20 protein-coding genes are annotated in these 23,478 nt (G+C 65.7%); 8 read left to right on the top strand and 12 right to left on the bottom strand.

The window, feature by feature from the left end; all coding sequences use genetic code 11:
- The 7 genes from ACQR1B_RS34365 to ACQR1B_RS34335 all read right to left on the bottom strand — a co-directional run.
- On the bottom strand, positions 1 to 183 hold a 183-nt coding region (locus tag ACQR1B_RS34365), incomplete at its 3' end, for a hypothetical protein (protein ID WP_434837292.1).
- A gap of 129 nt (positions 184 to 312) precedes the next feature.
- Positions 313 to 1,326, bottom strand: coding sequence for a CobW family GTP-binding protein (locus tag ACQR1B_RS34360; RefSeq protein ID WP_434837293.1), 1,014 nt, complete (start codon positions 1,324 to 1,326; stop codon positions 313 to 315).
- Positions 1,323 to 2,933, bottom strand: coding sequence for an amidohydrolase family protein (locus ACQR1B_RS34355; RefSeq protein WP_434837294.1), 1,611 nt, complete (start codon positions 2,931 to 2,933; stop codon positions 1,323 to 1,325). The genes ACQR1B_RS34360 and ACQR1B_RS34355 overlap by 4 nt, the downstream gene beginning before the upstream one ends.
- Before the next feature lie 234 nt (positions 2,934 to 3,167).
- The gene (locus ACQR1B_RS34350; RefSeq protein WP_434837295.1) at positions 3,168 to 3,998 is read right to left on the bottom strand and encodes an ABC transporter permease; all 831 of its coding nucleotides are present in this window, start codon (positions 3,996 to 3,998) and stop codon (positions 3,168 to 3,170) included.
- A gap of 11 nt (positions 3,999 to 4,009) precedes the next feature.
- Entirely contained in the window at positions 4,010 to 5,041 is a 1,032-nt protein-coding gene (locus tag ACQR1B_RS34345) for an ABC transporter substrate-binding protein (protein WP_434837296.1), read from the bottom strand.
- Positions 5,042 to 5,066: 25 nt separating this feature from the next.
- Positions 5,067 to 6,131: an ABC transporter ATP-binding protein gene (locus ACQR1B_RS34340; protein ID WP_434837297.1), complete on the bottom strand. Its 1,065-nt coding sequence runs from the start codon at positions 6,129 to 6,131 to the stop codon at positions 5,067 to 5,069.
- Positions 6,131 to 6,955, bottom strand: a complete 825-nt coding sequence (locus ACQR1B_RS34335) for an ABC transporter permease (RefSeq protein ID WP_434837298.1) — start codon at positions 6,953 to 6,955, stop codon at positions 6,131 to 6,133. Before ACQR1B_RS34335 ends, ACQR1B_RS34340 begins: the two co-directional genes overlap by 1 nt.
- A 450-nt stretch (positions 6,956 to 7,405) precedes the next feature.
- Between ACQR1B_RS34335 and ACQR1B_RS34330 the strand changes: the two genes are divergently transcribed.
- From ACQR1B_RS34330 to ACQR1B_RS34305, 6 genes are all read left to right on the top strand, one after another.
- A complete protein-coding gene (locus ACQR1B_RS34330) occupies positions 7,406 to 8,296 on the top strand; it encodes an ABC transporter substrate-binding protein (RefSeq protein WP_434837299.1) in 891 nt (296 codons plus the stop codon).
- Between the two features lie 335 nt (positions 8,297 to 8,631).
- Entirely contained in the window at positions 8,632 to 10,260 is a 1,629-nt protein-coding gene (locus tag ACQR1B_RS34325; protein WP_434837300.1) for an amino acid ABC transporter permease/ATP-binding protein, read from the top strand.
- Positions 10,261 to 10,315: 55 nt separating this feature from the next.
- The gene (locus tag ACQR1B_RS34320) at positions 10,316 to 11,557 is read left to right on the top strand and encodes an acetamidase/formamidase family protein (protein WP_434837301.1); all 1,242 of its coding nucleotides are present in this window, start codon (positions 10,316 to 10,318) and stop codon (positions 11,555 to 11,557) included.
- Between the two features lie 88 nt (positions 11,558 to 11,645).
- Positions 11,646 to 13,982, top strand: coding sequence for an acetamidase/formamidase family protein (locus ACQR1B_RS34315; protein ID WP_434837302.1), 2,337 nt, complete (start codon positions 11,646 to 11,648; stop codon positions 13,980 to 13,982).
- 164 nt (positions 13,983 to 14,146) lie between these two features.
- Positions 14,147 to 14,530: a RidA family protein gene (locus ACQR1B_RS34310; protein ID WP_434837303.1), complete on the top strand. Its 384-nt coding sequence runs from the start codon at positions 14,147 to 14,149 to the stop codon at positions 14,528 to 14,530.
- 141 nt (positions 14,531 to 14,671) lie between these two features.
- A complete protein-coding gene (locus ACQR1B_RS34305; protein WP_434837304.1) occupies positions 14,672 to 16,267 on the top strand; it encodes a gamma-glutamyltransferase family protein in 1,596 nt (531 codons plus the stop codon).
- 81 nt (positions 16,268 to 16,348) lie between these two features.
- Here the strand turns inward: ACQR1B_RS34305 and ACQR1B_RS34300 are convergent, their stop codons facing one another.
- Positions 16,349 to 17,212: a LysR substrate-binding domain-containing protein gene (locus tag ACQR1B_RS34300; protein WP_434837305.1), complete on the bottom strand. Its 864-nt coding sequence runs from the start codon at positions 17,210 to 17,212 to the stop codon at positions 16,349 to 16,351.
- A gap of 197 nt (positions 17,213 to 17,409) precedes the next feature.
- On the opposite strand from ACQR1B_RS34300, the gene ACQR1B_RS34295 reads away from it, so the two are divergent.
- A complete protein-coding gene (locus tag ACQR1B_RS34295; RefSeq protein ID WP_434837306.1) occupies positions 17,410 to 18,159 on the top strand; it encodes a haloacid dehalogenase type II in 750 nt (249 codons plus the stop codon).
- A gap of 50 nt (positions 18,160 to 18,209) precedes the next feature.
- On the opposite strand, the gene ACQR1B_RS34290 is transcribed toward ACQR1B_RS34295, so the two are convergent.
- Entirely contained in the window at positions 18,210 to 19,715 is a 1,506-nt protein-coding gene (locus ACQR1B_RS34290; protein WP_434837307.1) for an amidase, read from the bottom strand.
- Between the two features lie 137 nt (positions 19,716 to 19,852).
- On the opposite strand from ACQR1B_RS34290, the gene ACQR1B_RS34285 reads away from it, so the two are divergent.
- Positions 19,853 to 20,107: an ArsR/SmtB family transcription factor gene (locus ACQR1B_RS34285; protein WP_434837338.1), complete on the top strand. Its 255-nt coding sequence runs from the start codon at positions 19,853 to 19,855 to the stop codon at positions 20,105 to 20,107.
- Between the two features lie 47 nt (positions 20,108 to 20,154).
- On the opposite strand, the gene ACQR1B_RS34280 is transcribed toward ACQR1B_RS34285, so the two are convergent.
- From ACQR1B_RS34280 to kynU, 3 genes are all read right to left on the bottom strand, one after another.
- Positions 20,155 to 20,979 (bottom strand): alpha/beta hydrolase, encoded by an 825-nt coding sequence (locus ACQR1B_RS34280; RefSeq protein ID WP_434837308.1) that lies wholly within the window; start codon positions 20,977 to 20,979, stop codon positions 20,155 to 20,157.
- A gap of 232 nt (positions 20,980 to 21,211) precedes the next feature.
- Complete coding sequence (gene kynA, locus ACQR1B_RS34275; protein ID WP_434837309.1) at positions 21,212 to 22,051, bottom strand: tryptophan 2,3-dioxygenase; 840 nt, start codon at positions 22,049 to 22,051, stop codon at positions 21,212 to 21,214.
- Positions 22,048 to 23,241 carry a kynureninase gene (gene kynU, locus ACQR1B_RS34270; RefSeq protein WP_434837310.1) on the bottom strand — a complete coding sequence of 398 codons (1,194 nt, stop codon included), beginning with the start codon at positions 23,239 to 23,241 and terminating at the stop codon, positions 22,048 to 22,050. Before kynU ends, kynA begins: the two co-directional genes overlap by 4 nt.
- Positions 23,242 to 23,478: the final 237 nt, after the last annotated feature.

The following is a 23,478-nucleotide window of genomic DNA, read 5'->3' as shown; positions in this document are numbered from 1 at the left end:
CGGCCTCATGGTTCTGAGGTTCGGGTTCCGAGATCGGCGCAGCAGGTTGGTCATCAGCGGCGTGTTCATGGAGAGGGACCGGCCCCGAAACCGGCGCGGCACATTGACTGTGAGCAGCGAGCTCGTGGAGAGAGGCAAACTCCCAAGCCGGCGCTGCACGTAGACCAGGAGCAGCGTGCTCATGGAGGGTCCGAGAGTTCGCCGTGCACACGATCCTCGTCCTGAGGAACCCGCCTCTTGGCGGGCGTCTCGAAGGACGGCCGCAGGTGATGCCGAACGTCACGCATCGCAATGGCGCTGCAGATCAAGTGTTCAGGTGACCCACTCGGCGCGAATGCCGCGCGGCGCCGCCGTTCTGCTCTCCGGCTCGCGCCAGGAGAACGTGAACAACCCTGTCGGCTCGACCTGTTCGAGCTCGGCGCGGACGATGTCGCGCGCGATCACGACGATGAAGGGCGATGGCGGCGTCGCGGCCGTCAGTTGCCGCGGCGGCGAGAACACCGTGCCGACGCTTTCCACCAGCAGCGGGCGCGGCGCCTCGTGCACCTTCACGAGCCCCTTGATGCGCAGCAGCCGCTCGCCGAGCCGGCCTGCCACATTGTCGAGCCAGCTGGCGAGATCAGCGTAAGCGATCTCAGACAGCGGACGGACGAGGCAGAGCGCGAGGCGCGGATGCGCCGCGGCCAGTTCGGGCGCGACCTCACGCAACGGCAGCGACGCCGTGAGCGGCGCGAAGGCGGCCGACACGACGGCCGCGCGATCGGCATCGGCAATCGCCTCAGCGACCGGATTGAGCTGCGCGATCGCAACCAGCGCTTCAGTCGACGCCTGCGGTGCGAGATCCGCTTTGGTCGCGATGATCCGATGTGCCGCCGCCCATTGCGCTGCGGCTTCCTCGAACGTCGCCACCGCAAGCCCGCGCGTGAGATCATAAGTCGCGATGACGGCGACGCGCATGCGATGCTCGGCCAAGGTCGCGAGCTGTCGCAGCACCGGGCCGGGCATCGACAGGCCCGATGTCTCCAGGATGATCCGGCGGAGCGGCGGCAGGCCGGCGGGACGCGGCGCCATGATCAGGCGGTCGATGGTGAAGGCGAGGTCGCTGCCGACCTGGCAGCAGACACAGCCGTTCGACAGCATCGCCATCGGCACATCGTCGCCGCTCTCGCGCAGCAGGACGCCATCGAGCCCGATCTCGCCGGCCTCGTTGACGATCACGGCGGTGTCGGACGCGGTCTCCGCACTTAACACATCGCGCAGCAGCGACGTCTTGCCCGAGCCGAGAAAGCCGGTGAGGACGAAAAAGTCGATGACATCGACGCTCATGGCGCCGCGGCATCCTTCGCGGCGTATTTCTCCGGCACGTCGCTCTCCCAGCTCGCCTTGACCAGCTCGCGCACGTCGGCGAGCAGTTCCCCGGTGTCGTAGATGATGCCGTCCTTGATCGTGTATTTCAGGCCGCGATGCCACTCGACCGCATTGGTCGCGTCGTTGAAGCGCATCGCGCCGGTGCCATAGAGCAGCTTGAAGTCGGTCAGCGGATTGTGGTCGTGCACCAGCATGTCAGCGCGCATGCCGACGTCGATGGTGCCTATCTCACCCTCGAGGCCGCACAGCGCCGCGCCCTGCGACGTTGCCGAGCGGATCACCTCAAGCGGATGGAAGCCGGCCTCCTGCAGCAGCTCGAGCTCGCGGACGTAGCCAAAGCCGAAGATCTGGTAGATGAAGCCAGAATCCGAGCCGGTGCAGACCCGGCCGCCGCGGTTCTTGTATTCGTTGATGAACGCCATCCAGAGCCGGTAATTCTCCTTCCACTCGATCTCGTTCTGAGTCGACCAGCGATACCAGTACGAGCCGTGGCCGCCACGCTGCGGCGTGAAATAGTCCCACATCGACTTCCAGGTGTATTCCTTGTGCCAATAGGCCTGGCGCGCCCGCATCAGATCACGGTTGGCGTCGTAGATCGTAAACGTCGGCACGAAGGTGAAGCCGATCTCCAAAAACTGCTCCAGCACCTCGTTCCACTTGGCCGAGCCCGGCTCGGCGCCCTGCTTGAACATCTGGCCGGAGACCGAGAAGCGGAAATATTCGTCGGTGTAATTGTAGTCGAGCGGGAAATTCTGGACGACGCGATCCTCGAACAGCGCCTCCGGCAGGCCGTAATAATGCTCCGCGCTGGTGAGGCCCCATTTCGCCGTCGTCAGCGCATTCATGCGCGACACCGCCATCTGGGCATGGTGACAGCCGGTGCGCAGCCCCAGCGTCTTGCATTCGTCGAGCGCGGCTTCCATGATCGCCGGCGGCGCGCCGAAGAACTTGATGCCGTCGGCACCGCGCTCCTTGACCTGACGCAGCCACTCTCGCCCCTGCTCCGGCGTGTAGATCGTCTTGACCATATCGTTGACGGCCGGGAAGTATGCATAGGCGAGCAGCCTTGGCGACGCGATGCTGTTGCTCTCGGCGCGCTGCTTCTGGTCGAGCATCCAGGACAAGCCGTTCATCGACCCCATCTCGCGCACCGTGGTGACGCCGTGCGCCAGCCAGAGCTTGTAGACGTAGTCGACCGGCGGAACCCAGCCATTGGCGGAGTGATAGGCGACGCCGGCATGGGCGTGGCAGTCGACGAAGCCCGGCGTCACCCATTTGCCGCGGCAGTCGATCTCGTGATCGGCGGGCTCGCCGGCATTGCCGGCATAGCCGTAGCCCACGACCTTCTTGATGCTGACGATGCGCCCCTGCTCGACGATGATGTCCACGGGTCCGATCGGCGGCGCGCCGGTGCCGTCGATCACGGTGGCGCCGCGCAGCGCCAGCCGCTTGAACGGCCCGATGCCGCGATCCCGCCTCGTCGCCTTCGGCACGATCGGCGCCGCACCCTTGTTGCGGATGAAGGCGAGCTCATCGCCCGGCAGCATCGTCGCTTGATCCGTCATTGCGATGTTCCTTGTTAGTCCAATGTGCAAGCCAAGAGCGCGGTAAGCTCCCTCTCCCCGTTCTTACGGGGAGACGGTTGGGGTGAGGGGCAGCCGCGCGGGGAGTGTATGTGGTGAGACCTGTACCCCCTCTCACCCGGATGGCATCTGACGATGCCATCCGACCTCTCCCCGCAAGCGGGGCGAGGTTCCACCGCGCGCGCTGTGAAGTCCTCGCGCCACACATTCTTCGCCCTACCCCGTCCTGTAGCGGCGCGCGAACGCGACGCTGCCGAACACCGTGAAGGCCATGGTCACCGCCAGCAGCATGAAGGCGAGCGCGGCACCCATCGGCCAGTTGTTGCCGCGCACGAACTGGTCATACACTGCAGGCGCCATCATCTTGAATCGCGGGCCGCCGAGAAGCACCGCCGTTGCATAGGTGTTCATGCACAAAACGAACACCAGGATCGATCCGGCGGCGACGCCCGGCACCGACAGCGGCAGGATCACCCGCCAGAACACGCGCGCGCCGGAGGCGCCGAGATTGGCGGCGGCATATTCCAGATCGCGCGGAATGCTCTCGATCACCGCCGACAGCGTCAGGATCATGTAGGGCAGCACCACGGCGATGATACCGATGATGACCGCCTTGGTCGTGTACATGATCTCCAGCGGCGCGAAGACCACGCCGAGCTTCATCAGAACCGTATTGACAAGCCCGTCGCGCGCGAACAACGCCATCCAGCCGGCCGAGCGCACGACGTTGCCGACCAGCAGCGGAAACAGGGTCGCGATCACGACGAGGCTCTTCCAGCGGCTCTCCATGCGGCCGAGCCAATACGCCGCCGGAAAGGCGAGGATCAGCGTCAGCACCGTGCACAGCAGCGCGATGCCGAGCGTCGCCAGGATGATCTGCTGATAATAGGGATCGGTCGCTGCCTTGATGTAATTGTCCGGCGACAGCGCCTGCATCATCAGCTGGGTCGGGCTGAACTGATTGAGCGAGATCCGGAACATCAGGATCATCGGCCCGATCAGCAGAGCCAGAACCAGCAGACAGGCAGGGACAACCAGCAGTGCCATCGTGATTTTCCCTAGGCCTTGAACTCCTTGTTCCAGAAGTCGAGCGTGCGCTGCGACCGTCCGGCGGCGTAGGCATAGTCCGGCTTCAACAGCCGCGCGCGCTCGGCCTCGGTGAGGCTGACCTGCTTGGCGAGATCCTCCGGCAGCACGGCGTCGGTGACGGTCGGGACATAGCCCATCTTGTCGGCGAAGCCACCTTGCGCCTTGGCATCCAGCATCGCGTCGAGATAGGCGAAGCCGCCGGCCTTGTTCTTGGCGTTCTTCGGCACCGAGGCCTGGAACACGACCGCCGGCGTGCCTTCCTTCGGCACAACATGGCCAAGCGGAATGCCCGACTTCTTCCACATGAAGCCGCGGGCCAGCCACATCGTGGTGATCCAGACCTCCTCCGACTTCAGCGCCGAAGCCAGCGCCTCGTTCGAGGGATAGATCTTCACGTCGAGCGAGCGCCAGTCCATCAGCTTCTTCTCCGCCGGATCGAGATTGCCGATGCCGCCGCCGCCGGCGAGCGCCGCGGCCAGCGTGTTGTTGGGATAGAGAATGTCGGACAGGCCGATGCGGCCGCGCCATTTCGGATCCCACAGGTCGGCGAAGGATTGCGGCGGCGTCTTCACCTGGTTGGTGTTGTAGAGGATCACCTGCGCGGAATAGATGTGCGGGATCGCGATCTCGCTCCTGAGCTCCGGAAACACCTTGTCGAGCCGCTTCACCTGCGCCGCGTCGACCTTCTCGAACACGTCGGACTGCGACACGATGTAGGCGTCGTTGTCGGACAGGCAGGACACGTCCATCGAGCCGCGGCGACTCTGCCGCTCGGCCAGCAGCTTGGTCTTGCGCGGATCGGCATTCGCGACATCCTGCACGATCTCATAACCCTTCGGCGCCATGAGCGGCTTGTCGATGATGTCGGACAGCAACTGGCCATAGTCGCCGCCCCAGGTGCCGACCACGAGCTGTCCGCCCTCGGCGCGGGCAGTGGGCACGCCGGAGGCCAGCGCGGCGACGCCGGCGCTGGCGGAGAGAAAATGACGTCGCGAAATCATGGGAAAAACCTCTCGCTTGGGATGATCAGGACAATGTTTGCGGCACGAGACGCGGGATCTTGCGGTCCCACTGCAGGGACACGGAATCGTTGGCCTTGAGGGCGGCCAGCGGCTCGCCGGCATCGGGAGTCGGCCTGACAGCTATCAGCGTCTCGTCGCCGATCGCCACCACATATTCGGTCTGCGCACCCATATAGGTGATCGCCTGGACGCGGCCACGCACCTCGCCCGACTCGCCCGGGACGATGGCAATGCGCTCCGGACGCAGCGCGAACGCATCGGCATCGGCGCGCTCCCCGCCGGCGACATCGACCGGCAACAGCAGACCACCGCCGGTGCGAAACTGGCCCGCATTCTCGCGCCGGCCAGCCAAAATGTTGCAGCGGCCGACGAAGTCGGCGACGAACGCATCATCAGGCGAATCATACAGCTGCTGCGGTGTGCCGATCTGGCGCACGCGGCCGCCCTCCATCACCACGAGACGGTCGGCCATGGTCAGCGCCTCCTCGCGGTCATGCGTCACCATCAAGGTCGTCAGGCCAAGCCGCTGCTGCAGGGCGCGGATCTCCAGCCGCACCTCGGCGCGCAGCTTGGCGTCGAGGTTCGACAGGGGCTCGTCGAGCAGGAAGATGCGCGGATTGATCACCAGCGCCCGCGCCAGCGCCACGCGCTGCTGCTGTCCGCCGGACAATTGCCGTGGCAGCCGGTCGGCAAGATGCGACAGCCGCACCAGCTTCAGCGCGTCGGCGACCTTCGCCTTGCGCTCGGCCGCGTTGAGGCCGCGCATCTCCAGGCCGAAACCGACATTGTCGGCCGCGCTCATGTGCGGAAACAGCGCGTAGGACTGGAACACCATGCCGGTCGACCGCTTGTAGGCCGGCAGATGCGTCACGTCCTCGCGGTCGAACAGCACGCGGCCGCTGGTTGGCGGCAGGAAGCCGGCGACCATGCGCAAGGTCGTCGTCTTGCCGCAGCCGGACGGGCCGAGCAGCGCGACCAGTTCGCCCTGATTCACCGCGAGATCCAGCCCCTCCACACCGACGGAGGCGCCGAAGCGCTTGGTCAGCTTCTCGATGATGAGCTGCGCCATCACACCACCCGCGACAGTTTGACGAAGCGGTCGGTCACGACCATCAGGATGCCGACCAGCGCGATCTGCACGGTGGCGACGGCGGCAAGCGTCGGATCGATGCGGAATTCGAGATAGTTCAGCATGGCAACAGGAAGTGTGATCCGTCCGGGTCCGACCAGCAGCATCGACAGGTCGAGATTCTCAAAGCTCTGGATGAAGGAGAACATGGCGGCTGCGACGATGCCGGAACGCATCATCGGCAAAGTGATGCGGCGGAACACCGTGAACGGGCTGGCGCCGAGATTGGCGGCAGCCTCCTCGGCGGCACGGTCGAGCCCCTGCAGGCTGGCGACGACGAGACGCACCGTCCAGGGAATGGCGAGCAGCACATGCGCGGCGACGAGGCCCTCCGTCGTCGCCTTGATGTCGCGGTCGAGCAGGTCCTCTGCCAGCACGTAGAACATGTAGAGACCGGAGCCGGCGACCACGCCGGGCACGGCGAGCGGCGCCAGCAGGAACGACGACAGCGCCTGACGGCCGCGGAACTCGCCGCGCACGATGGCGAGCGCCGCCGCGGTGCCGATGGGCACGCCGATCACGGTCGCCAGCAGCGCGACCTGCAAACTCGTCATCAGGCCGCGCAAGAATTCCGGCTTGCTCAGCGCGTTCGCGTACCATCTCAGCGACAGCCCCGGCGGCGGAAAGCTGACGATCTCCTGCGCGAAGAAGCTGGTCACCACGATCATCACGACAGGCGCGAAGATCACGGCGTAGGCTGTGACGATCAGTGTCCGCACTGCGTATTGGCCAAGTGATGGTTGTCCCGTAAAACGGAACAGCATTGCAGACACCTCAACAAACAGATGAGCACATTCGTGCCGCATCGTAGTCGGCAGCTCCGCTGCCGCCAAGCCTGAGGCATGAGTTATCGCAATGCACATTCGCATGGACCAAGCGCAGCGGGCGGCACCGCGATCCTGGCGCGTGACTCACCGTCTCTGCCATCTAGGCGCTAGCGCGGCCCGCGCCCACGGCATGCGCGCCAGCTTATTTCTGTATTTCAAAAAAACGGTCACATCGCCGACCCCACGCGACAGCTCGCCGCAGCGGCGCGGTTTTGGGCAAGGCCTGCTCATTTCTTACACCGGCCCGATCCAATATTTTGTGCGCCCACGGACAAGTCAGTCGTGCAAGGCCACACCTAAGCTTGCCTTCGAGCTTGGACCGGAACGACGGCACCCATGCACCGCCGGACCAACGCGACCCATCATCGTTCGAAGGAGCTGGCACCAATGCAGACGAAGCTATTCACTCGGGCGCGGCGCGCGTGGCTTGCCACGCTCGGCGTCATCCTTGCTGCGGGACTTCTCGCACCCATCGGCGCGCATGCGGCGACGCCCGCAGGCTGCGCGGCGCTGAAGGAAAAATATCCGGATTGGAAGGGCAAGACGCTCGTCAACGCCATCAACCCGCACACCCCCGGCTACGAATCGATCGACCCGAAGGATCCGAGCAAATATGTCGGCTTCGACATCGACCTCGGCGAGGCCATCGGCGACTGCCTCGGCTTCAAGCTGACCTACAAGGCGGTGACCTTCGCCGCGCTGCTGACGACGCTGGCGAGCGGCCAGGCCGACATCGTCATCTCCGACATCTACGCCACCAAGGAGCGCGCCAAGGCCGCCGACTTCATCACCTATTCCAAGGTGTTCGACGGCGTGCTGGTGCCCAAGGGCAACCCGAAGGGCATCACCGGCATCAACATGTCGATGTGCGGCGCGGCCGCAGCCGAGAACACCGGCTATGTCGAGGTGCCGCTGATCCAGGATCTCGCTCCGCAATGCAAGGCCGCCGGCAAGCCCGAGCCGACCCTGCAGCTCTATGACAACAACGCCAACTGCATCCAGGCGATCCTCGCCGGGCGCGCCGACACCTACGTCAACGACGTCAACACGGTCGACCAGGCGGTGAAGGCCTATCCGGACAAGCTGGAGAAGGCGATCGCCGTGACCATCCCCTACTCGGTCGGCATCGCCGTGCCGAAGGACAAGCCGAAATTCCGCGACGCCGTGCTCGCCGCGCTGATCGAGGTCCAGAAGGAAGGCATCCATCAGGAGCTGTTGAAGAAGTGGCAGCTCGATCCGGCGAACTTCAAGGAGCCGGACATTTTGACGGCGGACTAACTGGCAGCTTGCGGTTCGTGGCGACGGGCCCAAACGAAGCAGACGGTGTTGCCCCCTCTCTCCGTTCTTTACGGGGAGAGGGTTGGGGTGAGGGGCCGCCACGAGCACCGGACTCGCGGAGAGCCCCCTCACCCGGATTGCATCTTTCGATGCAATCCGACCTCTCCCCGCAAGCGGGGCGAGGTAAAGACCGCCGATGCCGCACGATGGGACTACGTAGGGTGGGCAAAGCGCAGCGTGCCCACCATCACTTTCCGGACGACCGCGGTGGGCACGGCGCTTCGCGCCTTTGCCCACCCTACGACACCACGGCACTCATCAGGCACTGATCATCGATGTCCCTCTTCCTGCACTATCTCAGCATGCCGTATTTGCTCATGGGCATCGAGCTCACGCTGCAGGTCACCGCGCTCGGACTGATCGGCGGACTGATCCTCGGCATCATTCTCGCCGGCATGCAGCTCAGCCGGTTCTGGCTGCTGGCGGCGATCGCGCGCGGCTACACCGTGATCTTCCGCGGCACGCCGCTGATCCTGCAGATGGTGTTCGCCTACGACGCGCTGCCGCATATCGGCATCAAGCTGCCGGCGGTGCTGGCGGCGGGCCTTGCGCTCGCCTGCAACGAGGCGCCGTTCATCGCCGAGATGCTGCGCTCGGGCGTGCTCGGCGTCGATCGCGGCCAGCTGCTGGCGGGCCAGGCGCTGGGCATGACACCCTCCGTGCTGATGCGCCGGATCATCGCGCCGCAGGCGATCCGCACCATGATCCCGGCCTTCGGCAACGAGGCGGTCAGCGCGTTGAAGAATTCCTCGCTCGCCTCGGTCATCGCCGTGCAGGAACTGACCCTGCGCTCGACTCAGCTGGCCTCCTCCACCTTCGACTTCTTCTCGATCTTCTTTGCCTCCGGCCTGATCTATCTCGTGCTGACCGGCGCGATCAGCGTCATCCAGCTGGCGCTGGAATGGCTGCTCGACCTCGACCGCACGGCGAAGCAGCGGAAGCTCGTAGACTATCTGCCGTGGCGACGCGTCGATCTGGCGACGAAGCTGGAGCTCGCAGCGAAGACGGCCCCTGCCATCGAGACTGCGCCGCCCGAACCCGCCGAACTGAAGGAGACGCCGCCACTGGCGCTCTCGATCGAAGACCGCGCCCGGCGCGCCGCCACCATCGCCCGCAACAACGTCGCGGTCGAGGTCAAGCACCTGCGCAAGGCCTATGACGGCAACAAAGTGCTCGACGGCCTCGATCTCACGGTGCGCATCGGCGAGGTGATCGCGCTGCTCGGCCCCTCCGGCTCCGGCAAGAGCACGCTGCTTCGCTGCATCAATCATCTGGAGAACTGGGATGCCGGCGAGATCAGCGTCGGCGGCCGCAAGCTCGGCTTCGACGAGCAGGGCCGCAAGCTGACGCCGCGTGCGATCGCCAATGAGCGCGCCAATGTCGGCGTCGGCATGGTGTTCCAGCAGTTCAACCTGTTCGGACATCTGACCGCGAAGGAGAATGTCGCAGGTCCCTTGCGCTGGGTGCACGGCCTCGGCCGCTTCGAGGCCGAGCGCCGCGCCGCCGAACTGCTGGAGCGCGTCGGCCTCTCCCACCGCGCCGATGCCCTGCCGCGGCATCTGTCCGGCGGCCAGCAGCAGCGCGTCGCCATCGCCCGCGCGCTGGCGCCGAATCCGAGCGTGCTGCTCCTGGACGAGCCGACCTCGGCGCTCGATCCCGAACTGGTCAACGAGGTGCTGGAGGTGATCCGCCGGCTGGCCATCGATGACGGCCTCACCATGATCATCTCGACGCATCAGGTCCGCTTTGCCGACGAGGTCGCCGACCGCGTCGCCTTCCTCAATGGCGGCGTGATCCTCGAAGAGGGACCGGCGCACGAGGTGCTGTCGAACCCGCGCCATCCCCTGACCGCGCGCTTCCTCTCGGTGATGGATGCCGAGCGGCCGAAGGACGCGGTGGCATGAGCTCATCCTTTACGTCAACGGCAACGATCTCGCGTCCAATCCAAGAGGCCCTCGCATGAAGCACCATCTGCTGCCGGTGTCCCCGAAGACCATCCATTGGGGCTATTTCTCCAAGGTGGTGACGCCCGCGCTCACCCTGCGCTCCGGCGACCGCGCCACGATCGAGACGCTGACGCACCACGCCAATGACGACTATGAGCGCATGATCAAGGACGATCCCGGCGCCGAGAGCGTATTCAAATGGACCAAGGAGCATAAGGCGGTCGCACGGCGCGGCTCCGGCCCGACCGAAGGCCCGTTCATCCGCGGCTCCGGCGAAGGCATCGGCGTGCATCTGCTGACCGGCCCGGTCGCGATCGAAGGCGCCGAGCCCGGCGACGTATTGGAGGTGCGCATCCTCGACATCAAGCCGCGGCCCAGCCAGTGCGGCTGCCACGCCGGCAAGTGCTTCGGCTCCAACGCCGCCGCCAATTGGGGCTTTCACTATCACGACCTGATCGAGGAGCCGAAGCCGCGCGAGGTCATCACCATCTTCGAGCTGGATACGTCCGGCGAGCCGTTCGCCAAAGCCGTCTACAACTACGTCTGGACGCCGCAGACCGACCCCGACGGCATCGTGCATCCGACCATCGACTATCCCGGCGTGCCGGTCGACCACGCGACGATCAAGAAGCGCGAGAACATCCTGCCCAACGTCAAGGTGCCGGCCCGGCTGCATTTCGGCACCATGGGGCTGGCGCCGTCCGAAGCCGACTACGTGTCGTCGATTCCGCCGAGTTACACCGGCGGCAACATCGACGACTGGCGCATCGGCAAGGGCGCGCGGATGTATTATCCGGTCGCCGTGCCCGGCGCGTATTTCTCGGTCGGCGATCCCCATGCCGCGCAGGGCGACAGCGAGCTCGGCGGCACCGCGATCGAGACCTCGCTGACCGGCGACTTCGAGTTCATCCTGCACAAGAAGAACGACCTCGGCGGCACCGCGCTCGAAGGCCTCACCCATCCGCTGCTGGAGACCGACCAGGCCTGGTCGGTCTATGGCTTCACCTATCCGAACTATCTCGCCGAGCTCGGCGCCAACGCCCAGACCGAAATCGCCAACCATTCCAGCCTCGACCGCGCCATGCGCGACGCCTTCCGAAAACTCCGCCGCTTCCTGATGACGGTGCATCATTTGAGCGAAGACGAGGCGATCTCGCTGCTGTCGGTCGGTGCGGACTTCGGCGTCACCCAGGTGGTGGACGCCAATTGGGGCGTCCACGGCACCATCCGCAAGAACGTGTTCCGGTGTGAGTGATCTTGTCTGCGCTCGGCCGCAGAAACGGCAAACCGTCAGGCTCATCTGGCACGGGGGTTGCTTCGAATTCCCCGACCCGGGGCGTGCCATGAGTTTCCGTCCGTTCACCAGCGAATCCTATGCCGAGGGCGAGCGTCCTGACGCGTGGCGCGACGTGCTGAACGCGGTCGGGCTGCAGCCGGCGGCGAAGTCACCGTTCTATGATGGCCACGCCACCGCTTCGCATCGCCATGCGCCGGGCATCGCGCTGTCGCGGCTGTCGGCCGGCTCGCAGGCCGTGGCTGCGGCGCCGCTGGCGCATGAGGATCTCCCGCTCGCCCTGCTCGCGATCGAGGACGGCGCGGTGCTGCGCAGCGGCGACGGCCATCGCATCGTCCCGTCGGGCCATCTGATGCTGCTGCCGCGCACGGCCGATTGGAGCATCGCGTTCCAGCGCGACCTGCGCATCATCGTGCTGTCGGTCACGTCAACAGCCCTCCACGGCCGCATCGGCGGCCGGCTGAAGCTTGCCAAACCGCAGGTGATCGCGCCGAGCGGACTGGCCGACGTCGTGTGCCGCACCATAGAGGCCACCGCACGGGCGCTGGAAACGCTGAGCGACGCCGAATGGAGCACGGTTGCGCAGAGCCTGGTCGATCTGCTGCTGACGCTCGCGCATCAGCAGGCCGCGCCGGTCTCGGAGACGGGCAGCAGCGCGACCCAAGCGGCGATCCTGCACCGGATCTGCCAGGCCATCGAACGCCGGCTCGATGACGCCGATCTCACGCCCGCAAGCGTCGCCCAGGCGGAGGGCATTTCCGAGCGTTACCTGCAAAAGCTGTTCGAAGGCACCGGCGACAATTTCAGCCATTATGTCCGCGAGCGCCGGCTGCAGAGGACCTGGACCGACCTCTCCAATCCGGCCGAAGCCCATCACTCGATCTCGGAGATCGCCTACCGCTGGGGTTTTGCGGATTCAGCGCATTTCAGCCGCAGCTTCCGCGCCCGCTTCGGCCTGTCGCCGCGCGAGTTCCGGCAGCAGAAAGCCGAGCAGGCCGTGACCTCGACGGCTCCGCGCGGCCAGCGCGGCTGGCCGCAGGATGCGCTGGCGCTGCAGCGCGTCTGTCAGAGCCCGGCGGCAGCGAGGGGCGACGTCGCCCTGCCCGCACCGGCCAACGACCGGGATGCGCAACAGCGCCATCACCATCACCTCGCGGTGTCGGCCGAGCGCGTGCATTGGGGCTATTTCAGCCGCTCGCTGGCGCCGCAGCTGGAGATTTCCTCCGGCGATACGATCACCGTGGAAACCCTGACCCAGCATGCCTCCGATGATCCGGAGCTGATGATATCCGGCGACGACGGCGCGCTCAGCGTGTTCGGCTGGACGCGTGCGAAGAAGAACGTCGACCGCCGCGGTGCCGGCCCGATGGACGCCAGCGTGTTTGGCCGCGGCGCCGGCGAAGGCTTTGGCGTGCACATCTGCACCGGTCCCGTCGCGATCAAGGACGCCCAGCCCGGCGACGTGCTCGAGGTCCGCATCCTCGACATCGTGCCGCGGCCGAGCCGCAATCCCACACATGAAGGCCGCGTGTTCGGCTCCAGCGTCGCGGCGTGGTGGGGCTATCACTACAACGAGCTGATCGCCGCACCCGCCCCGCGCGAGGCGGTGACGATCTACGAGATCTTCGCCGAGGCGCCCGAGCCGCACGCGCGCGCACTCTATTCCTACCGCTGGGAGCCGCAGACCGATCCGGCCGGAATCGTGCACGCGACCTACGATTATCCCGGCGTGCCGGTGGCGCCCGGCAGCATCAAGCGCCGCCACGGCGTCCTCGACAACATCCGCATTCCCTTGCGGCCGCATTTCGGCGTCATCGCGGTCGCGCCGCGCGAGGCCGATTTCGTCGATTCGATCCCGCCGTCCTATTTCGGCGGCAATCTCGACAATTGGCGGCTCGGCAAGGGCTCTGCAGTGTATCTACCGGTCGCGGTGCCCGGCGCGTTGCTGTCGGTCGGCGATCCCCACGCCACGCAAGGCGACGGCGAACTCGGCGGCACCGCGATCGAATGCTCGATGACGGGCACATTCCAGTTGATCCTGCACAAGAAGAGCCAGCTTGCCGGACAACCGTTTGCCGATCTCACCTATCCGCTGATCGAGACCGCGACCGACTGGGTGCTGACCGGCTTCAGCCACCCGAACTATCTCGCCGAGTTCGGCGCGCAGGGCCAAAGCGAGGTCTACGCGACGTCCTCGCTCGACCTCGCGATGAAGGACGCATTCCGCAAGATGCGGCGCTTTCTCATGCACATCAAAGGCCTCAGCGAAGACGAGGCCGTCGCGCTGATGTCGGCGGCTGTCGACTTCGGCGTCACCCAAGTGGTCGACGGCAATTGGGGCGTCCACGCGATCCTGAGCAAGCGGCTGTTCGAGGATGCAAGCTGAATTCACCTCGAATCGCAGGGTGGGCAAAGGCGCGCCCGCAATGCCGCGACATCACACATGATTCATCCCGCGCCGTGCCCACCGCGGCTCACAATGGTGGGCACGCGTCGCCTGCGGCGCCGCTTTGCCCACGCTACTCATTCATTCACAGGAAGGACCCCAACATGCAGTTCCACATGATCTCCGGCGCGACCCGACCGGTGGCGCCGTTCAGTCACGCCGTGGAGACCGATGGCTTCGTGTTCGTCACGGGCCAAATGCCGGACTCCCCCGAAGCCCCGGGCGTGCTGCCGGACGGCATCGTGGCTCAGACGAAGGCGGTGATGCAGAACTTGAAGTACATCATCCAAGGTCTCAACCTTGGCCTTGAACATATTGTGATGTCTCGGATTTACCTGACCGAGTTCAAGCGGGATTACGCGGCAATGAATGAAACCTACCGTTCATTCTTCCCCGTCGACCGGCTGCCGGCCCGCACTTGCGTCGGCGTTACCGGCCTCGCCTATGACGCGCTGATCGAAATCGATCTGGTCTGCCGGAGACCATAGCGCGCCAATGGTAAATTTCTCCTCAACGCGGTGCCGCGTCATTCCCCATGGGCTGAGGAGCCCCACGCTGTTGCCGATTGTGTGTCGGCGCCGTCCGGTGTCAATTCGCCCGGCAATTGAGGCGGATCTACGGGGAGTGACATGTCGAACCAGTTTTCCAATCGCCAGGAGATCCGCAAGCCGGCGGTGACCAGCAAGGGCGGCATCGTCGCCGCGCAGTCGCGGCGCGCGGCCGAGATCGGCGCCGAGGTGCTGGCGGCCGGCGGCGACTGTATCGATGCCGTGATCGCGACCGGCTTTGCGCTCGGCGTGATCGAGCCGTGGATGAGCGGGCTCGGCGGCGGCGGCGCGATGGTGCTGTACCGCGCCAAGGAGAACCGCGTCGAGGTCATCGACTACGGCATGCGCGCTCCGGATAGCTTGCGCGTCGAGGACTATCCGCTGACCAATGACGGCAGCGTCGCGGCCGACATCTTCCCCTGGCCTCGCGTCAAGGACGACCGCAACCTGCACGGCCCTGGCGCGATCGCGGTGCCCGGCGTCGTCGCCGGCCTGGAGGCCGCGCATCGCCGCTACGCCCGGCTGCCGTGGCACGATGTCGTCGCGCCCAGCGTCAAGCTCGCCGCCGACGGCCTGCTGGTCGACTGGTGGACGACGGTGATGATCTCGAGTTGCGCCGCCGACCTGCGCCGCTATCCCGGCAGCGCCGCGGTCTATCTGAAGGACGGCCTGCCGCCGAACCCGCAATGGGGCGCCAAGGCGGTGGTGCGGCTGCCGCAGCAGCAGTTGAAGGCGACCTTGGCGCATCTCGCGCATGCGGGCGCGCGCGATTTCTATCAGGGCGACATCGCCCGCTCGCTGACCCGCGACATCCAGGCCGCCGGCGGCGCGCTCTCGGTCGAGGATCTCGCCGCGTTCGAGGCGCAGGTGCGCGATCCCCTGCGCATTCCCTATCGCGGCGGCACGGTGTTCGCGACGCCCGAACTCACCGCCGGCCCGACCTTGGCGCATGCGTTGCGGCTGATGCAGGCGAGCGTCGCCGCATCAGGCAAAGCGCCGGACGCAAGCGCCTTCATCGCCTATGCCGAGGCACTGCAATCCGCCTATCGCGAGCGCCTCAACGACATGGGCGATGCCGCGGGAAAACGGGCGATCGGCGCCGAATATCTCGCGCCCGCCTGCACCACGCATTATTCGGTCGTCGATCGCGACGGCAACATGGCCGCGGTCACGCAGACCCTGCTGTCGGGCTTCGGCTCCAAATTCCAGGCGCCGCAGAGCGGCATCATGATGAACAACGGCATCATGTGGTTCGACCCGACACCGGGCTCGACCAACTCGCTGGCGCCGGGCAAGCGTTGCCTCACCAACTACACGCCCGTGCTGGCGCAGGCAGCCGATGGCCGCCGCCTCGCGCTCGGCGCCTCCGGCGGCCGCCGCATCCTGCCCGCGGTGGCGCAGATGCTGTCATTCGTGATGGACTACGGCATGGACCTCGATGCCGCGATCCATCACCCCCGCATCGACGCCAGCGAGGGCGACATCGTCGGCGCGGATACGCGTCTGCCGTCGGACGTGATGGACGCGCTCGCCGTGAAGTTCGAGACCTTCCCGGCGCCGGTGCAGACCATGCCGATGAAGTTCGCCTGCCCCAGCGTCGTGATGCGCGAGGGCGACGTCAACAGCGGCGCGACCGAGATCTTCCATGCCTGGGGCGATGCGGTGGCGGAAAGGTGAACTCCGCCTTCGCCAACGAGGCCACCTGCCGTGCCGGCGCGCGGATTTTGCTCCTGCGGACGAGGCCCGCGCGCATCCCGACTAAGGCTGCACGCTCGCGCCCATCAGCCGCTCGGCGAGGAACGTGGTCAATTCGCCGACGGTCCGCGAATTGGTGCGGCCACCGCACGCATAGGCGAGCTCGACGGTCGGCAGGCGGGGCAGGCCGAGATCCTGCCGGATGACCCGCAGCGGCGGCTGCACCAACGCCCGCGCCAGAACCGTGATTCCCAATCCCTCGAGCGTTGCAGCCTTCAGGCATTCGAAGCTCGGACTGACGAAGCTGAGGTGCCAACGCCGGTCGTGTTGCTTCAGAGATGATACGGCGAAACGTCGATACGCGCAGCCGTCGGGAAAAAGGACGAGCGGGATCGACGCGTCATTGGGGGTGTAGTTCGGCCCGCTGACCCAGACCAATTGCTCCGTCAGAACGGAAGTGCCGTTGGTGGCCCCGGTTTCCTGCTTGAAGAATGCGAGGTCGAATTCGCCCCGCGCGCTCCGCTTCATCAGGCTTTCCGACTGGTTGGCGTCGACCTCGATACCCACCATCGGATTCTTTCTCTTGAACCGGGCGAGCCATGTCGTGAAATCGCGCCCGAAGAAATCGAGCGGCACGCCGAGCCGGACGAAGCCGACCAGGACGTCGTCGCACATCGAGGCGTAGGCTTCGTCGTTGAGCTGAAGGATGCGCCGCGCATATTGGACGAAGCGATCGCCCTCGATAGTGAGCTCCAGAACCCGGCCCTTCCGCCGCGTCAAGAGCGGCTTGCCCACCTGCATCTCCAGCTTGGTCATCTGCTGGCTGATCGTCGACTGCGATCGCCCCACGGCCTCTGCGGCTCGCGAGAAGCTCATCGTATCCGCAATCACGAGAAACGATCTCAGGCAGTCGATATCGAAATTCACGAGAATCTCCGCTATCGAAAAAGACGATACCGACATCGTCATAATTCACTTTGTCGGTTGCCCCCCTGTTCGTAAAGACCAGACTTGCGGCATTTGGCGCCAGAGGCCGCACCGGCAGTCCTGAGGCACGCGCGAAGTCCAGGTCGCAAGAAGCCCCTGTTCCACGGTCACCATCACTCCGGAAGGAGGACAATCCAGTGGCGATTACCACCGTCGTCTTCGACGCCTACGGCACACTCTACGACATTCAATCCGTTACATCGGTCACTGATCAGGCCTTCCCCGGCCATGGCGACATGATCACGCAAATCTGGCGAATGAAGCAGCTCGAATACACTTGGCTGCGTTCGCTGATGCGGCGCTACGAGGATTTCGAGGCGGTGACCCGCCAATCCCTCGTCTACACCTTGAGAATCCTCGGGCTTCGCTACGAAGAGGTTCTGTTCGAGAAGATCATGGACAAATATGTCCACCTCGATCCCTACCCGGACACGCTGCCCACCCTGGAGCAGCTCCAGGGCCGGACATTGGCGATCCTTTCGAACGGCGCCCCGTCGATGCTGAACACGTTGGTGCGCAACACCGGACTCGACCGCCTCCTCGACAAGACCATCAGCGTCGACGTCAAGAGGACATTCAAGCCGAGTCCGGACGCCTATGGCTTGATCGAAACCGAACTCGGCGCCGACCCTTCCGAAGTCCTGTTCGTCTCGTCAAACCCGTGGGACGCAATTGGTGCCAAGGCGGTCGGATTGACGGTCGCGTGGATCGAGCGGGTCACCCCCGAGGCAATGGCCATCGCCTGCGAAAACAGCGCCATTGTTCCCCCCCTGACAATGTTCAAGGCGATGCGGACGCAGATGGACGAGCTCGGGCTCGAACCGGACCACCGGATCCGGGGATTGTCGGCCTTGGTGGGGCTGCTTCCGCCCGTCGCCAAGTCGTAGCTCTCATCCGCGGTCGGTATGGGCTTCGTGTCTCGGGAGCGTCGGCGGCCTCATCGATAGCAAGCCTCCAGCGCCGCGGCTGCCCGGTACAGCGTCATCTCATCGAGGTGGCGCGCGATCAGCATCGCGCCGATCGGCCGGCCGTCCGATGTCTTGCCGACCGGGACGGAAATCGCGGGATGCCCCGTGAGGCAGGTCGGCGCGGTATTCCCCACCATTTCAAATGCGCGGCCGATGACCTCCTCTCGGGACGCTCCGGCGGGAGGCAGCCGCGTCGCAGCCATCGGCGTGGTCGGCATCAGAAGCAGATCGACTTGCCCGAGGGCGCGATCGTAGTCCGCGGTCAGCAACCGGTTGAGGTTCTGCGCCTTGCCGTAGTACCGGCCGCGGTTGCGCGACGACATGTAGTGGCCGGTCAGGATGCCGAGCTTCAATGTCTCGGACAACTCATCGGCCCGGTCCCGCCACTGTGCATGTGCATCCAGCAGGCTCTCGAGAAATACACCCTTCATGTTGGTGCCATAGGCGTTGCCGCGCATCATCAGGTCGGTGGCGCCTTCGAGAAAGATCGGCGTCCAGATCGCCGCGCCGGCGGCATGGAGCGGCACATGGACCTCGCGAATCTCGGCGCCCTTGGCTGCGAGACGGCCGGCCGCCTCTTGCACGCGATCGTCGACTTCCGTCTCGGCGCCGGCGGTGCCGAACCCCTCGGGCACCACGCCGATACGCAGGCCCGCAATGCCTTGCCCCAATCCCTGCGTATAAGGCTGCGCCGGCGCGCCGCGCTGCCGCGGATCGAGCCCATCGGGCCCTGCCATCACCTCGAGCATCAGCGCATTGTCGGCGACCGTGCGGGTGATCGGTCCGGCGTGGTCGACCGTCAGCTCGACGGCGAAGATGCCGGTATAGGGCACGAGGCCATGAGTCGGCTTCAGACCGACAGCGCCGCAATAGGAGGCGGGAATGCGGATCGATCCGCCCTGATCGCCTCCTGTGGCCATGTCGACGATGTCGGCCATGACCAATGCAGTGGATCCGGATGATGATCCGCCGGCGTTGTAGCCCGGCACGACCGGATTCTCGACGACGCCATTGGCGGAGGTGTGACTGCCGCCTGATGCACAGTAATATTCGCACACCGACTTGCCGAGAATCTCCGCGCCTTCGTCCAACAGGCGGGTGACGATGGTCGCGTCCATCTCAGGCACGTAGCCCTCGAGGATGGAAGCCCCGTTCATCATGGGAAGACCGGCGACGCACACATTGTCCTTGATGGCGACGCGCTTGCCCTTGAGCTTGCCGTGGGTGGCGCCATCGATACGAGCGGTGACCGCCCAGGCGCCAAATGGATTATTCTCCGGCCGCGGACGAACGCCCTGGGTCCGCGGATATTTGACCTCAGGCAGCGGCGCGACCATCTCGTCGACGAGATCGTAGGCGTCGAGCTGACCCTGCATCAACGCAAGGAACGACCGCGCATCGGCATCATCGAGATCGAGGCCGATCTCACGTGCAGCCTGCTGCAGCTCGGCCACACTCGGACGTCGGACTGGCATATCGATCACTCCCGAGCAAGGCGGGAGCTCCCGCCCAAAATGAAACATGCTGGATGAAATCAGCGTCCAACACCCGAGAAGACTAGCGACCCGGAACGGCGTTCCATAATGAGTTATGTCGATAGCAGTTATTGGCTGTGACGATTACGCCGCCTCGGCGCGAACGAAGCCCGTCCGGTCCCGCACATGACGGCGACCTCGTCAAGAATGGAGTCTGCGGGCTGTTCATTGCCGAAAAGCTCGGCGTATCGGCGCCGACGTTGGGCGAGCATATGCGCGTGCTGGTCGCGGCCGGCCTCGTCAAGGCCAGGCGGGTCAAGGGTTGGATCTTCTACAAGCGCGACCAGCAAGGCCTGAAGTCCGCGCGACGATTGCTCAACGACGCGCTGTAGGCATCGCGAGCGATGTGACGATCGCTCGCGATTGCGGCGGCCGGCAGCTATCCCACCAAAGCCTTCACCAACTCACCATCCGGATCCGCCAACTCGTCGATCACGTCGAAATGGTGCCGATCCGGCGCTTCGACATAGGCGGTGGAGGCACCGAGCCCGGTCCAGATGTTGGCGAGCAGCTGGGCCTGGCGGCGGAATTCGTTGCGCTCGGCGCCGCCGACCCAGGCGGTGACATCAACGCCATCGACGGGCGCCAGCAGCGCCGGGCTTTCCTTCGCAGCCGTGGCGTCGTCGATATGCAAGGTCTCGTTCATCGCCGTCCGCTGCAGCGGGCGCAAATCATGCAGGCCGGAGATCGAGACCACGCCGGTGATGCGCGCCTGCCGGTCGGCCGACAGCGGCGCGCCGCGGCAGATCATGCGGCTGACCAGATGGCCACCCGCGGAATGGCCGGTCAGCGCCACCGGGCCATCAACCTCGTCCATTGCGCGGGCGATCGCCTGCGCGACGTCGGCCGAGATGTCGGCGATGCCGACCTCTGGGCACAGCCGATAGGACGGCATCGCCACGGCGTGGCCGCGCGCGATCGGTCCCTTCGCAAGGTGCGACCAGAAGCTCTTGTCGAGCCGCATCCAGTAGCCGCCATGCACGAACACGACGAGCCCCTTTGGCCTGCCTTCGGGCAGGAACAGATCGAGGCGCTGGCGCTCATGCGCACCATAGGCGATGTCGAGCGTTGCGCGACCCCGCCCCGCCAGTTCGGCGCGATACGCTTCCGCGGGCGCGACCCACAAGCCGGGCCAACGATCGCCGCCGACGATGTTTGGGCCGTTGGCATAGGCGTTGTCCCAGTCCTTGACGGCGTAGAGCATGGAAAATCTCCTGATCGAATGAGTGCGTGCGCGAGCCTCACGGCCCAAGGGCTATCGCATATTACAAACTGAGTTTTTCGCGAGCCTGTCTCCACGTCGTCATGCCCGGGGTCCGTCCCGGGCATCCACGTCCTTCCCGGGTTACGGAACGACGTGGATGGCCGGGACGGAGCCCGGCCATGACTGCGGAGGGAGCCGAACTCGAACTTGGCATCATATGCAATCGCCCGCCTCACAGCCCGGTGCGCAGCTTCCAGAGTTCGGGGAACAGCACGATCTCCAGCATCTTGCGCAGATAGTTCACGCCTGATGTGCCGCCGGTGCCGGTCTTGAAGCCGATGATGCGCTCGACCGTGGTGACGTGGTTGAAGCGCCAACGGCGGAAATAGTCCTCGAAATCGACCAGCTTTTCGGCGAGCTCATACAGCTCCCAATGCCGCTGCGGATCGCGATACACGCTGATCCAGGCCGCCGCCACCTCCGGGCTCTCGCCGCGCGTGCCGCGCCAATCGGTGCGCTGTCCATCGGCACCGATGAAGAAGCCGCGCCGCGCCAGCAGCCGCAGGGCCTCGTCATAGAGGCTCGGCTTGGCAAGAATCGATTCCAGCTCTGCCGTCAGTTCGGGGTGATGCGCGTGCGGACGCAGCATCGCCAGGTTGCGGTTGCCGAGCAGGAATTCGATCGAGCGATACTGGAACGATTGGAAACCGGAGGACTCGCCGAGCTTGTCGCGGAACAGCGTGTATTCGCTCGGCGTCATCGTGCGCAGCACGTCCCAAGCGCCGTTGAGCTGCTCGAAGATGCGTGACACCCGCGCCAGCATCTTGAACGCGGGCTGCACGTCGTCGCGCGCGATCGCCGCCATCGCGGCCTTGATCTCGTGAATCGCGAGCTTCATCCACAGCTCGGACGTCTGGTGCTGGATGATGAACAGCATCTCGTCATGGGCCGAGGACAAGGGCGCCTGGGCGTCGAGCAGGCGGTCGAGCTTCAGGTAGTCGCCATAGGACATGCGCTCGCGGAAATTCATCTGCGCGCCGTCGGCGGCGGGATCGTAGGGCGCGTTGCTCACGTCACGAGTTCCTTCTGGCGATATTCGGGCCGATCCCACAGCCGCTCGGCGAGAACCTTCTCGAGAATGTCGACGGCGCCGCGCACCTCGGCCTCGCCGATATAGAGCGGCGTGAAGCCGAAGCGCAGCGCATCCGGGGCACGGAAATCGCCGATGACGCCGCGCGCGATCAGCGCCCGCATGATCGCATAGCCGTCGGGATGCCGGAACGACACCTGGCTGCCGCGTCGCGCGGGGTCACGCGGCGAGGCCAATGTCAGCGACGGGCAGCGTCGCTCGACCTCGGCGATGAACAGCTCTGACAGCGCGATCGACGCCGCGCGCACGTCCGGCATCGACACGCCGTCCCAGGCGTCGAGCGCCGCATCGAGGGCTGCGAGTGCGATGATCGGCGGCGTGCCGATCCGCATCCGCTCGATGCCGCCGCCCGGGCGATAGTCGAGATCGAAGGCGAACGGCGCCTCGTGGCCCATCCAGCCGGACAGCGCCGGCGGCGCGACGTCGGCATGGCGGGGCGCGACATAGATGAAGGCCGGCGCGCCGGGCCCGCCATTGAGATATTTGTAGGTGCAACCGACCGCGAAGTCGGCGTCGCTGCCTGCGAGATCGACCGGCACCGCGCCGGCGGAATGCGCGAGGTCCCACACCGCGAGCGCGCCGGCGGCATGCGCCTTGGCCGTCAGCGCCGTCATGTCGTGCATGCGGCCGGTGCGATAGTCCACCTCGGTCAACATCAGCACAGCAACGCTGTCATCGATCGCGGCCTCGACCGCCTCGGGCTCGACCACCTTCAAGGTGGCGCGGTCGCCGAGCATGCGGACCAGGCCCTGCGCCATGTAGAGATCGGACGGGAAGTTGCCGCTGTCGGACAGGATGACGCGGCGGTTCGGATTGAGCGAGAGTGCGGCCGCGAGCGCCTGATACACCTTGATCGAGAGCGTATCGCCCATCACGACCGTGCCGGGCGCAGCGCCGATCAGCCGCGCGATGCGATCGCCGACGCGGCGCGGCTGCACCATCCAGCCGGCGCTGTTCCAGCCGCGGATCAGTTCGCCGCCCCACTCCGCCGCGATCATGCTGCCGACGCGGGCGGGCACCGCCGACGGCAGCGCGCCGAGCGAATTGCCGTCGAGATAGATCACGCCTTCGGGGATGGTGAAGAGCGCTCGGGTCTTGGAAAAGTCGGTCATGCTGCTCCTGCTTCGGTCGCGGCCATGCATGCACGATTCGCGCCGGGCCATGCCAGATCAAGCGGGCGGCGGCGCGGCCGGCACCGCGCCGGATGCATGGCTCGGTCCTCGCGCGGGCTTGATGGCGCCGACACGGTCCGGACCGGGGATCGCCGCCAGTCTGCGACATTGGCGGGCCACGCCAGGCTTGTCACGCGCGCCGCGTGGCGCATGATACGACATCGCAATCCGCCGATG

This window comes from Bradyrhizobium oligotrophicum (genome assembly GCF_051168495.1).
GTDB lineage: Bacteria > Pseudomonadota > Alphaproteobacteria > Rhizobiales > Xanthobacteraceae > Bradyrhizobium > Bradyrhizobium oligotrophicum_A.
This window is presented reverse-complemented; position numbering and strand designations above follow the sequence as displayed.

Bases quoted from the DNA above. Each gene is read 5' to 3' on its own strand.
- ACQR1B_RS34320 (WP_434837301.1), top strand. From the start codon at position 10,316: ATGAAGCACCATCTGCTGCCGGTGTCCCCGAAGACCATCCATTGGGGC.
- ACQR1B_RS34280 (WP_434837308.1), bottom strand. From the start codon at position 20,979: ATGCTCTACGCCGTCAAGGACTGGGACAACGCCTATGCCAACGGCCCA.
- ACQR1B_RS34345 (WP_434837296.1), bottom strand. From the start codon at position 5,041: ATGATTTCGCGACGTCATTTTCTCTCCGCCAGCGCCGGCGTCGCCGCG.
- ACQR1B_RS34325 (WP_434837300.1), top strand. From the start codon at position 8,632: ATGTCCCTCTTCCTGCACTATCTCAGCATGCCGTATTTGCTCATGGGC.
- ACQR1B_RS34360 (WP_434837293.1), bottom strand. From the start codon at position 1,326: ATGAGCGTCGATGTCATCGACTTTTTCGTCCTCACCGGCTTTCTCGGC.
- ACQR1B_RS34335 (WP_434837298.1), bottom strand. From the start codon at position 6,955: ATGCTGTTCCGTTTTACGGGACAACCATCACTTGGCCAATACGCAGTG.
- ACQR1B_RS34340 (WP_434837297.1), bottom strand. From the start codon at position 6,131: ATGGCGCAGCTCATCATCGAGAAGCTGACCAAGCGCTTCGGCGCCTCC.
- ACQR1B_RS34330 (WP_434837299.1), top strand. From the start codon at position 7,406: ATGCAGACGAAGCTATTCACTCGGGCGCGGCGCGCGTGGCTTGCCACG.
- ACQR1B_RS34350 (WP_434837295.1), bottom strand. From the start codon at position 3,998: ATGGCACTGCTGGTTGTCCCTGCCTGTCTGCTGGTTCTGGCTCTGCTG.
- kynU (WP_434837310.1), bottom strand. From the start codon at position 23,241: ATGACCGACTTTTCCAAGACCCGAGCGCTCTTCACCATCCCCGAAGGC.
- ACQR1B_RS34355 (WP_434837294.1), bottom strand. From the start codon at position 2,933: ATGACGGATCAAGCGACGATGCTGCCGGGCGATGAGCTCGCCTTCATC.
- ACQR1B_RS34315 (WP_434837302.1), top strand. From the start codon at position 11,646: ATGAGTTTCCGTCCGTTCACCAGCGAATCCTATGCCGAGGGCGAGCGT.
- ACQR1B_RS34310 (WP_434837303.1), top strand. From the start codon at position 14,147: ATGCAGTTCCACATGATCTCCGGCGCGACCCGACCGGTGGCGCCGTTC.
- ACQR1B_RS34290 (WP_434837307.1), bottom strand. From the start codon at position 19,715: ATGCCAGTCCGACGTCCGAGTGTGGCCGAGCTGCAGCAGGCTGCACGT.
- ACQR1B_RS34305 (WP_434837304.1), top strand. From the start codon at position 14,672: ATGTCGAACCAGTTTTCCAATCGCCAGGAGATCCGCAAGCCGGCGGTG.